Raw genomic sequence first — 11,275 nt, 5'->3', positions numbered from 1 at the left:
TTGGACGAGCCGTCTGCTCCACACTGCACGGATTGGGCTATGAGGTGCTCGGTATCGACTCCGATGAACGGCTGGTGGCCCACGTCATGTCTCAGCATTTAGCCGCCCACGCCCTCCAACTCGATTCCACGGAACCCACGGCCCTCAAAGAAGCTGGCATTTTTGACTTTGATACAGTAATTGTCGCCATCGGCAACTACATTCAAGAGAGCATCATCACCACCCTGAATGTCAAAGAAGCTGGGGTACCCTATGTGGTAGCTAAGGCATCATCTGAAATTCACGGTAAGTTACTGCACCGTGTGGGAGCTGACCAAGTTGTCTTTCCTGAGCATGAAATGGGCTGTGCTCTGGCGCGATCGCTTACCCGCCCAGGCCTCCTCGATCGCTTCGAACTCGACCCCGATCACAGTATCGTCGAAGTATCCATTCCGCCAGAATTTGATGGCAAAACTATTGTGGAACTAGAATTGCGATCGCGCTATGGGCTAACGCTGTTGGCGGTGGGAGAAGATGAGAAATTTGAGATCAATCCTAGTCCCGTGATGCGTTTAACAGAAGGTAAGGTGATGGTGGTGGTGGGTTCTAACAAAGATATCGATCGCCTGCCGCTGTGATGATGATGGTGGTGTGATGTAACGGGGGGAGCGATCGTTAAAATAGCTGCCTATCGATTTGGCGACATTAGCAAGGCAAGATTAACCCGCTTTTCCGGAAGAACTAGCTTATCCAAGCGGCTTAAAGAAGCACTGATCAGCAGACATGGATGCAAGTGTTTAATTTATCTTAAAGAAGTAGACAAACGTAATCTACAGATTGATCACCGTGTACCTTTTGAAGTTGGTTGTGAACCAGATCCAGAGCCGGAAAACTTTATGCTGCTGTGTGGCTCTGCCAACCGTGCTAAATCTTGGTCATGCGAACATTGCGATAACTAGAGCAACATGAAGGACAAGTCAATTTGCTTATCTTGTTACTGGGCATCTCCAGAGAATTATGAGCATATAGCAATGCGACAGGTCAGAAGAATAGACCTGCTTTGGGAAGGCGATGATATTGGGAGCTATGAAAGACTCAAGCAAAAAGCCGTCAGTGCAAAGAAGGAACTGCCAGCTTTTGTTAAAGAGATGATCGAGCGCGAAATAGAACGTAATGGCTCTAATTAGGCAGCTACACAGCTATACCAAAAGACAAAGGGGTGCGTTAAGGCGATCGCCCCTCTTGTAGAGTATATTGCGGTGCCCTTATCAATATCACAGAGAGAAGTTTTCGTCGAAGTCAGTGCGGGTCATGGGTTGATCGACGATCAGCCCTTCGCCGCCGAGAAGTTCTAGGGGTTCGCCATCAACGGAAATCCACACAGCAGCATCCGCATCGAGACTGGTGGCGGTGTAGATCACCTGTCCGAGGCGACCTTGCATAGAAGCGCTGCCGCCGCCTTGGGTAAATTCGGGGGAAAGGCTGAGGTAAACGCCGTCATCTTCGACGGAAAGTGACTGGAGGGTGGTGCCTTCGGGGATGGCGGTGAACACGTTATCGGTGTTGAGATTGCCGGATAACAGTTGCTCGAAGGTGCTGGTTAAAACTGTTTCGGGGTCGCCATCTGGAATTGTGATCGCGCTGGGGCTGAGCAGGATGGCGTCGCCGTCGAGGGTGAGCAGGTAGGCTTGGGTTTCAATCTCCTGAGCGGGGTCGGGGGTAACGGTGTCGGGGTCAGGATCTTGGACGGTCGTTTCGGTTGGTTGGAAGGTGGCCATGCGCCACCAGATGGTGCCACCGCCGACGAGGAGTAGGCCGGCCAGGATGGCGATGAGAAGTTTGCGGGGGATGGCGGTGATGGAGGGTCGGGAAACGTGACGATCTTCAGCCATGGGGGACTCCTTGGTAAAACTAGTCGGCGGGCTCGATCATGAGGAAACCAACAAGGCTAAGCTGGTCTGCCTGGATGTCAAGCTGAAGGTAACGGGCGATGATGCCCTGGTCTTCTAGACGGCTCAGGTCGAGCTGCTGTTCTAGGATCTGGTCAACGGCGTTGGTGATGGTGTCCGGGACGGACTGATCATCGATGCTCAGATCCAGATCCGCTACCTCTAGCCTAGATCCGGATTGTAATCTCAGGGTAAATTCGGCGGCGATCGCCACTGGATCTGTATCACTTTGCAACACAACGTCGAGGCGCAGGCGGTTGTTGCCGATGAATTGGAGTTGGGGATTGAGAAAATCCTCAAGGGCGGCTTCGTCGTTGCTGAGGGACTGGGTGAGCGATCGCAGTTGGTCTAGAACGTAGGGCGAGGTGAGGGTCCGGTCTAGGTCATCCTGTGTGATCACCAGACGCAGGGCGGCGCGTAGGGGTTCCTCTAGGGTGAGGGTGCCACGGCGCAGGTCGGGGGCATTGAGATGGATGGGATCGGTTTCGATGTCGAGGAGGTGGATGCGCACGTCTTCGACGGGGTAGAGGCCGCGGCCGGCGATGCGGACGCGATCGAGGGTGCCGTTGACAAGCTGGTAGCTGGGGGTATTGTCGATGCGGACGTCAAGCTGCTCGGCATCGTGCAGCTGATCCTCAAGGGCAGTGGTAGCAACTTGGTCGATCACCACCCCGCCAGCGGAGAGGACGCTGATGAATCCGGTGAGCAGGACGGTGATCAGTTCCATCAGGCGTTCAGGGCCTCGGTGACCCATTGTTTGAGGGTAGGGACGACGTCGGCAAGGGCTAACTCTTGGGCGCTACGGTCGGCGCGTTTCACTACTTCTACCTTACCTTGCTTGAGCGATCGCCCTGTGACGACGCGAAAGGGAATGCCCACGAGTTCGGAGTCTTTGAATTTGACGCCGGCTCGTTCATCCCGATCATCGAGGAGGGTTTCCACGCCGGCCGCGTTGAGGTCGGCATAGAGCTGTTCGGCGGCGGCCATTTGGTCGGCGTCAGTGACGTTGGGCACGACGACGATGGCATGGTAGGGGGCGATCGCCACGGGCCAGATGATGCCGTCTTTGTCGTAGGATTGCTCAACAGCGGCCTGGGCGAGGCGGGAGACGCCGACGCCGTAGCAGCCCATGACCAAGGGCAGGTCTTCGCCCTGTTCGTTGGTGTAGGTGGCTCCTAGGGCTTGGGAATATTTGGTGCCTAGTTTGAAGATGTGGCCGATTTCAATGCCGCGAGCGCTTTTTAGGATTTGGCTGGGGTCATGGAGGGCGCGATCGCCGGCCTGGGCTGTGCGCACATCGACGACGGTCGTTGGCCGGGGAATTTCGCTGCCCCAGTTGGCTCCCACGACGTGGTAGCCGGACTCATCAGAGCCGGTGACGAAGTTTTTCAGGTCGGTGGCGGTTTGGTCCATCAAGCGCAGAAATTTGGGCGCGAGGTTGGCGGTGGGTTGGATGTAGTCGTCGGCCAGGCCAGGGGAGATGTAGCCGAGGGGCAGGGGTTTGGCGGCCCAGTTTTTTTGCTGGTCGGCATCGGGAACGGTGAGGGCAATGACGGTGTTGCCACCGTAGGTGGGGGCCAGTTTGGTGAGTTCGTTGGTGAGCTTGACTTCATTGACGTCTTGGTCGCCGCGAATGTTCACCAAGACGAGGACGGTCTGACCGTTGTCGAACGTGGCTTGGTACAGGACGTTTTTAACAATCTGGGTGGGGGAGCAGTTGAGAAATTCGCAGAGGCTGGCGATGGTGGGGGTGTTGGGGGTTTGAAGTTTTTCGTAGGCGGTGTAGGTGGAGGGCAGGGCATCGGCGGGGCGGGAGACGGCTTTTTCGACGTTGGCGGCGTAGTTGCCATCGTCGGTGTAGAGAACTTCGTCTTCTCCAGCATCGGCCAGCACCATAAATTCTTGGGAGCCGGAGCCACCGATCGCTCCGGAGTCGGCATCGACGGCGCGGAAGGCCAGGCCAGTACGCCGCAGAATGTTGCAGTAGGCGTCGTGCATGGCGCTGTAGGTTTGATCCAGGCTGTCGGTGTCGGGATGGAAGGAATAGGCGTCTTTCATGATAAATTCGCGGCCGCGCATCAGACCGAAGCGGGGGCGAATTTCGTCGCGGAATTTGGTTTGGATCTGGTAAAGATTGACGGGCAGTTGGCGATAGGAGCGGATTAGATCACGGGCGATCGCGGTGATCACTTCTTCGTGGGTGGGGCCAAGGCCCAGTTCTCGCTCTTGGCGATCGCCGAGGGCAAACATGATGCCTTCGGCTTGGGTGTAGGTATCCCAGCGGCCCGATTCGCGCCAGAGTTCGGCGGGCTGCAGTTGGGGCAGCAGGCATTCCTGGGCACCGGTAGCGTTCATTTCTTCGCGGACAATCTGCGACACTTTTTGCAAGACGCGCCACATGAAGGGCAGGTAGGCGTAGAGACCGCTGCCGATGCGGCGAATGTAGCCGGCCCGCAGGAGTAACTTGTGGCTAGGAATCTCGGCTTCGGCTGGATCTTCCCGCAACGTGACAAAGAGCATCTGAGACAGCCGCATGATTGCTTCCCTTTTCTAAGACTGGAGTTCGATATTTCAGTCTAGAGCATTCGTTGCACCAATCGTATGGATCGAGGGCGGTGTTCCGAACAACAGGTCGCTACAAAAATACGGCATACTGAAACCAACTATCTATATCTATATGATCGATTGATGAGTAAGATTCGAGTTGTATTAGTTGAAGATCATGACTTGACCCGGGTGGGGCTGAAAACTGCACTGCAGCAATATAGCCAGCTTGAGATCGTGGGGGATGCGGCGGATGGACAGCGCGGTTTAGCGCTACTCCAGCATTTGAATCCGGATGTGGCGATCGTGGATATTGGCTTGCCAGACATGGACGGCATTGAGGTGACGCGCCGCTTTAAGGCTCAGCAAATGGCTGGGGATGAGTTATCCCAGGATGGGCAGGGGGGAACGAAGGTTCTCATTCTGACGATGCATGACAGTGAGGATTCGGTGCTGGCGGCGTTTGCGGCGGGAGCCGATTCCTACAGTGTGAAGGATGTAAAGCTGGATAAACTGGTGGAGGCAATTGAGGCGACCCACCAGGGTAATGCCTGGATTGATCCAGCGATCGCTCGGATTGTGCTACAGGAAACCCAAAAGCCGCGACCGGATTTGGAGAGCGATCGCCAAACAACGATTGATGCCGTCAGTCCCCAGTATGAGGAGCTGATTGATGCAGATCCGTTGACCAATCGGGAGCTGGAGGTGCTGGAGCTGATCGTGGCGGGGCATAACAACGCCGCGATCGCAGACGCACTACAAATTTCGATTGGCACGGTGAAAACCCATGTGCGTAATATTTTGAGTAAGCTCTGTGCGAGCGATCGCACCCAGGCAGCAGTGCGGGCGTTGCGATCGGGATTGGTGAGTTAGGACAGCAGTATGGCGAAGAAGCAACGATTTCCCCACCTACTCGGTTCAAAATGGACGTCGCTGCAAAGCACTTGGGGATGGCGACATTTCCAAGTGGTAAATCGCAAAAATGAGCAGGGCTGGGTATTTGCAGAACTGGTGGCGTCTTGTGATCCGACGGTGCGGTTTTGGCTAAATGCTAATGCTCTCAAGGATCGGCATCTATGGCAGGCGGGCTGGAAGACGCGGGAGGCGATGCAACAGATGCAGCCGCCGGTGGATCCGTTGACGGATGATCTGCCGGATCTAGAGGAGGCTGGTATGCTGCAACAGGACGTTACTCTGTAGCGGGACGCGTGCGTGTTCCCTTCGACTTCGCTCAGGGAACACGGGTGGGTTTTGGCTTGCTCCCTTCGGAAGACGTTGCACAAACAGCTTCGCTTAGCTAGCGTAGTCCTTATAGTCTTAGGGGTTAGGTATTTGGGGTGGTTCCCAGTCGGGGCAGGTGTCGCCGTCCCAGCCGTAGGGATGCATGCCGCAGACGAGGAGGGTGTTGCCATAGACTTGGCCGTGGTAGTGCTGGCAGCCGATGCAGGCCGGATGGTAATCGCTCCTAGGCTCCACCGGCGGATACATGGGATAGAAGAAGTCGTTGTCTATGGGTTCGTCTAGGTCTAGAAAAGTTTCTAGGATTGGGTTGAGCCATTGACTGATCTGGCTATCGAGGTCGTCAAGCTGGGGGGCGATCGCCGCTTCAACGTCGTTGACGATGGTGGCGGTGGCGTCCATCAAAAAGTCAGCCACTTCGTCCAGTTGCTCGGAAACATCTTGGCAGAACTGTTCGACTTGGTCTGCCATGCCATCCCAGGCTTTCCACCAGTCGTTGTACCAATCGTTCATTGTTTTGACCTGTAACAGTGAGGTTGGGCATGGTCTCCACTCAGCCCAACCGGCCGGTTATCGTGCAGACTAGGTCTGTGGATGAGGGCTAGCGATCGCCTCTCGGTGACCGAAGCGGTGTGTGTGGCAGGAGCGGAGTGAGCCTGTAGCTAGGAATCTTTCTTGAGGCGGTTGAGTTCATCACGCAGTTGGGTTACTTGATCGCGTAGAGAGTCAACGGCTTCGGGGCTTGGTTCATCGTCATCGGAAAGGATTTCGATACGACGGGGTTCGCCGGAGTGGGCTGGGGGCGTGTTTGTGCTGGCGTTGGGGACTTGTTGGGCCTTGCTGACCATTTCATCCACCATACGCTTAGCTTCTTCGGTGGTCATTTCACCCCGAGCCACCATTTCATCCGCCAGCTTTTGGGCTTGCGATCGCAGTTCCGTAAAGGTCGTTCCCGCTTTTTCACCGGCATAGGACGCGATGCCAACGCCTAAATAGAATGCTTTTTGCACCAAATCGCCAAAACCAGGCATAGGTTGTACTCCTTCGAGTCAGAGTTCGAGTCAGAGAATATCGCCTGTTCCTAAAAAAGGTTGAGGCATCTCCTCCAGCATAGGAAGAAATGCCTCGCTTTGCCCACTTCTTGGGTGGGAGTCTAGATGGAAGCGATCGCGCTTAGGATGGAACGTCGTCTACAGGTATGGGGCTTTCTTCTGCCAGGGTTTCTTCAATCCCTTGCTTGCGGTAGCTGTGGTAGGCAAAGGTGCCGCGCACACCATGGATGAAGGCCAAAATCAGGAAGACGACCACGATAATACCGGTTGTCCGTGGGCCAGTGACAGACCAGATATACAGTTGATTGCCTACGTAGACTACTAAGCCTAGAACCGCAGCAATGCGAGACATGCGGCGAATACCTATGGCGATCGCCACAAAGATGCCGACATCGATAAATGACCAGGCGCTGATAGGCAGTCCTGCAATATTGCCAGCCATGATGGAAACAACCGTGAAAATGGCAGTCACCACAGCTACTATCACAGCAGCCCAAAATCCTTGTTGGGCTACTTCACGGGCACGTTTGATGGAATCAATGGTTGGCCAAAAAGCATTTTGTTTGGCCTTAGGTTCGTTGGGTTGGTTCATGGGGGTGATGAATGAATACAACGTTGAGCGTTTTGGGGGAAGGTTTTAGCACCGTTAAAAAAACTAACGATCGCTCTGTTTTTACAGTGATTCTAAAACGATCCTAAAACTTCAACTGTTAAGTTTCCCAAGGCGATCGCCTTGGGAAACTTGCTTGCTTAGCTACTCAATCAGGTAGGAGTTTTCCTGATACTTAGCCACTAATTTCAATGGTTTCTTGAACTTGAATGGCACCATCGTCGCCGACAGTCCAAATATCGTAGCTACCGACCACATCGCCCTGTTCATCCAAATCTACTGGGCCACTGGCACCTTGGTAGTTGATCTCTTCTCCTTGGCGGACGAGTTCTAGGGCTTCACAGACATCTGTAACTTCGGTGCCAGGTGCATTCGCGACGCTGCGAATGGCATCGCGGATAGCAGTACCACTCGTGTCGCCGGCTGCTTCTGCTGCTAGGGCAATGAGAGCGGTGGCATCCCATGTGTTGGGATCAAAAACAGAGGGGTCGCGGTTAAATGCATCATTATAGACGGCGGTGAATTGCTCTAATCCAGGGCCGCCAGCACTGGGCGCAGTGCCCATGACGCCAGAAATAACGAAGCTACCATCGCTGTCTTTGCCAACCAGTTCAGCTATGCTGGCATCTTTCATGCCATCGGTGAGCAATACTTGGGTATCGCCACCCAGAAAACCTTGTTCAAAGGCAGCTTGCAAAATAAGACTACCAGTCTCAGGATAGGCAACTAGCAGAACGGCGTCGGGGGAACCATTGAAGACGCTGCTGACTTCGGAGTCGAAGGAGGAAGCATCGGGGGGATAGAGGGTGGGATTGTCTTGGTTGACGACGGTGCCGCCGAGGGCGGTATAGGCGTCAGTAAAGGACTGAACTAGTCCGCTACCGTAGTCATTATTGATGCCCATGACGGCAACGGTTTCATACCCCTGATCCATCGCTAACTGGGCCAGGGCTTGGCCTTGGAAGGTGTCGGGCGGTGCTGTGCGGAACCAGTAGCCATCAAAGTCACCGGCTTTAGCTTGTTCGGTGAAAACGGGACTGGTGGCGGAAGGGGAAATTTCGACCACTTGGTTGCGAACGGCGATGTCAACTGCAGCACTAGAAACGGAGCTAGCAGCAGCTCCCACGACACCGGAGACTTGATCGACTTCGGCAAGTTTACTCATGGCGGCGGCCCCAGCCGCCGGGTCGGTTTGGTCATCTTCAGAAATGAGCTGCACGGGCTGCCCTAGAACGCCGCCGCAGCTGTTCACGGTTTCAACTAATAAGGTGGCGGAATCTTGCATAGGGCCACCATATTGGGCGAGGTCGCCGGTGATCGGCAGCAAGGTGCCAATTTTCAGCCCTTCACCGCTGGTGGTGGTGTCGGCAGTATCGGCAGTATCGGTAGCATCAGAATCAGCGCTAGGGGTGGTTTCGCCGCAGGCTCCTAGGGTGAGAGCAAGGGCGATCGCTCCCCACAGGATGGGCGATCGCCGGTTGAACAAGCTGAGTTTGTAATGGTTTTTAGACATGGTTTTTACCTATCAACTTATTGGGCTGATTGTTAGCGTAAATCTGAGTGGGATGTTTTACCAAAAGAATACCTAGAACTAAGAATGATGGGCAATATCGACGATCGCTATCTTTGTTAAGAAATTCAGTCTTGAATTAACTTTTTAAGTCTTAATCTAAGTCTTAAGTTGAATTTTTAAGTCTTAAGTCAAGACTAACAACAAGATTAAGCGTCTCGTTTTGAGATAAAGAATTTGGTGATCGCACAAATGGGCGAAATGGAGCGATCGCGTTTGGCTGGATAACGGGAGATTGAAAAACGGCGTTTTTGTGGTTCTAAAACTAGGGAGCGATCGCTTGCAAACAATGTCTTATATAAATACAAATAGTCTTGAAATAAGTCCTAATTTAAGACTATTAATCTCTCGGTTATACATAACTGTCTTAATATGAGTCTATTGTGTTTGTTTTAGGTCTATTTCTAAGAATTAATGTCTTGATTTAAGGCAGTTCAAGCAGCAAATTTTGCCTGGATTTTCCCCCGAAAATCCGCGTTTTTTGGATGGGAAATTGGATACACTTCAGGGGTGATTGAGGTGAGTTGGGGGGCGATCGCCCAGCCCGATCTACAGGCCAAATTGCCTGGATCGTGGTCGGTGCTCATAGGACGGAAGGGAAGCGATCGCCCTAGAATTGCCCTGAAATGACCCTCAAAAATTTAGTCCAATATTAGTCCATTGGACTTTTAGTCCAAGTTAGGATTCTCCAGATTGCTTACAAAATGAGGGTTTTGTGGAGATAGAGGGCTGCTGATTGTTTGCGTAAATGGCAATTAACCCGATGGACTGTAGCCCCCCTGAAGCGCCGCTGACGTTGCCCGAGTCTCGGAAGACTTCCCTTCCTGCCCACCCCCCCTCACAGCCCATGGTCGCAGTCATCTCTCCAGGATTTCAGAGCCCAATCTATGCCCCGATATTTAGCTAGCCAACATGCTTGTTAAGTGACAAGTCTGGGGTCTTAAAAATGCTGCAAAAAACGTCTCAGCAAAACACTTTTGTCCTTCGATCAGGATCCTGTTTTGCGATGTCGGACATGTTGTTCTGCGATCGCTATACAGTCAACCCTTCTCGCTATGCAGTCAACCTTTCAATAGCGTGACGATTAGCAAACATCCCGCGCTGCAAATGTACTTCACCCCTAAGCATCCACAATCAACGTTCAGGCCAACGTCCATCCATTAGATCAACCTTGGCCTGATAGATGACATCGAGAATGTAGGGAAACCCACACCAAATTTAGACCGATAAGTCGTGCGATACATTGCACCGTCAATCTGTAGTTAGGTATGGCCTGGTCAGTGCATGACCAGCACAAGCCCCATAGCATCCCGTGCAATAAACTCCCACATTCTAGAACCAGGACAACCCATGAAAGACGGTTGGTCGAAGCACAATTTTCTAAAGTCAATAGAGTATCTGATCGACGCCAATCAACAGAACACCCAGACTCCATGGATCAGTCGGCAACAGCTATGTCAACATTTCCAGCAACGTTACAAGGCCGACCCGGAAGCGATCGCCTACCGTTTCACCCGCCACCCCAAAGGCCTTCAATATCTGCTGGTCAAAAGTGATCGATTTGCTATCTATAGAACTCCACAGCCAAGGGAATACTACGTTGCTAGCAGGCAAAACGATGTACCCGATAGATTGAAGAGTGGTCGCCCAAAACCAAAACGGCAACCCAAGGGTGGATGAGATGAACGTCCCAATGTATCTCGTTAGAAGTTGAAGCTGCGATCGCTGCATAGGAGATGCGCTCGACTGATACAACACACACCTCGTCAATATTCGAGTTGGCAGGGGCGATCGCCCCAAGATTTTCTAGGGGAATGAGATGTATCGGCGTGGCAAAATACCTCCCATAACGGTTACGGACAGCGGTTGCCAGGATCTTGGCTTCTCGCCTAGGTTACAGTCCATTCACTGCTCCACAATGGTTAGGCTTCAGAACGACTGTGTTGCATAAATAAAAAACCACTATCAAGGTAGTGTGGGTATCTTGCTCTTATGCCAATTTCATATCTTTATTCAGCAAGGACTAGGGTGAATGCCTTAGATTTTCATCCAATTCTATAGATACAATGCTGGTACCTCAGGCTCCGTGATCAAAGCCTTAAGACACATCAACCGGCATCTCGACTGCTTCAATAATTGCCCTAAACGTCTGTATTAGCTGACGTTTAACCTACATCATGACATCTCAACCTAATCCTTCTCTATCATCGCCTTCCAGCTTAAGAACGTTGCACCGAAACCGGATCGAGCCAGAGCAGTAAATTACGCTTGAGATGATTAAAGTCTCGGTAGACCTCCTGCTTCACCAATTGCCCAAGGGCATCCAAGGGCG

12 protein-coding genes are annotated in these 11,275 nt (G+C 52.9%); 5 read left to right on the top strand and 7 right to left on the bottom strand.

What is annotated here, in order from left to right; all coding sequences use genetic code 11:
* Both V6D20_23640 and V6D20_23635 read left to right on the top strand, forming a co-directional pair.
* Positions 1-617: TrkA family potassium uptake protein (locus V6D20_23640; GenBank protein HEY9818773.1), on the top strand; the 617-nt coding region annotated here is incomplete at its 5' end.
* Between the two features lie 327 nt (positions 618-944).
* Complete coding sequence (locus V6D20_23635; GenBank protein HEY9818772.1) at positions 945-1,166, top strand: hypothetical protein; 222 nt, start codon at positions 945-947, stop codon at positions 1,164-1,166.
* 87 nt (positions 1,167-1,253) lie between these two features.
* Here the strand turns inward: V6D20_23635 and V6D20_23630 are convergent, their stop codons facing one another.
* From V6D20_23630 to proS, 3 genes are read right to left on the bottom strand one after another with little or no spacing between them, the layout of a single operon-like run.
* A complete protein-coding gene (locus V6D20_23630; GenBank protein ID HEY9818771.1) occupies positions 1,254-1,871 on the bottom strand; it encodes a GerMN domain-containing protein in 618 nt (205 codons plus the stop codon).
* Between the two features lie 19 nt (positions 1,872-1,890).
* Positions 1,891-2,682, bottom strand: a complete 792-nt coding sequence (locus V6D20_23625; protein HEY9818770.1) for a DUF2993 domain-containing protein — start codon at positions 2,680-2,682, stop codon at positions 1,891-1,893.
* On the bottom strand, positions 2,655-4,463 hold the full coding sequence (gene proS, locus V6D20_23620) for a proline--tRNA ligase (protein ID HEY9818769.1): 1,809 nt from the start codon (positions 4,461-4,463) through the stop codon (positions 2,655-2,657). Before proS ends, V6D20_23625 begins: the two co-directional genes overlap by 28 nt.
* A 153-nt stretch (positions 4,464-4,616) precedes the next feature.
* On the opposite strand from proS, the gene V6D20_23615 reads away from it, so the two are divergent.
* Both V6D20_23615 and V6D20_23610 read left to right on the top strand, forming a co-directional pair.
* Positions 4,617-5,345, top strand: a complete 729-nt coding sequence (locus V6D20_23615; protein HEY9818768.1) for a response regulator transcription factor — start codon at positions 4,617-4,619, stop codon at positions 5,343-5,345.
* A gap of 9 nt (positions 5,346-5,354) precedes the next feature.
* Positions 5,355-5,672 carry a TIGR02450 family Trp-rich protein gene (locus V6D20_23610; protein HEY9818767.1) on the top strand — a complete coding sequence of 106 codons (318 nt, stop codon included), beginning with the start codon at positions 5,355-5,357 and terminating at the stop codon, positions 5,670-5,672.
* A 117-nt stretch (positions 5,673-5,789) separates the two neighbouring features.
* On the opposite strand, the gene V6D20_23605 is transcribed toward V6D20_23610, so the two are convergent.
* The 4 genes from V6D20_23605 to V6D20_23590 all read right to left on the bottom strand — a co-directional run bounded on the left by V6D20_23605 (position 5,790) and on the right by V6D20_23590 (position 8,886).
* Positions 5,790-6,224, bottom strand: a complete 435-nt coding sequence (locus tag V6D20_23605) for a hypothetical protein (GenBank protein HEY9818766.1) — start codon at positions 6,222-6,224, stop codon at positions 5,790-5,792.
* Positions 6,225-6,373: 149 nt separating this feature from the next.
* Positions 6,374-6,742: a phasin family protein gene (locus V6D20_23600; protein ID HEY9818765.1), complete on the bottom strand. Its 369-nt coding sequence runs from the start codon at positions 6,740-6,742 to the stop codon at positions 6,374-6,376.
* A gap of 142 nt (positions 6,743-6,884) precedes the next feature.
* On the bottom strand, positions 6,885-7,355 hold the full coding sequence (locus V6D20_23595; protein ID HEY9818764.1) for a hypothetical protein: 471 nt from the start codon (positions 7,353-7,355) through the stop codon (positions 6,885-6,887).
* A gap of 193 nt (positions 7,356-7,548) precedes the next feature.
* Positions 7,549-8,886 (bottom strand): ABC transporter substrate-binding protein, encoded by a 1,338-nt coding sequence (locus tag V6D20_23590; protein ID HEY9818763.1) that lies wholly within the window; start codon positions 8,884-8,886, stop codon positions 7,549-7,551.
* A gap of 1,407 nt (positions 8,887-10,293) precedes the next feature.
* Here V6D20_23590 and V6D20_23585 point away from each other — a divergent pair.
* Positions 10,294-10,623 carry a hypothetical protein gene (locus V6D20_23585; protein HEY9818762.1) on the top strand — a complete coding sequence of 110 codons (330 nt, stop codon included), beginning with the start codon at positions 10,294-10,296 and terminating at the stop codon, positions 10,621-10,623.
* Positions 10,624-11,275: the final 652 nt, after the last annotated feature.

It is taken from the genome of Candidatus Obscuribacterales bacterium (genome assembly GCA_036703605.1).
Classification (GTDB): Bacteria; Cyanobacteriota; Cyanobacteriia; order RECH01; family RECH01; genus RECH01.
The sequence above is the reverse complement of the archived record's forward strand: the minus strand, read 5'-3'. Positions and strand labels throughout refer to the sequence as shown.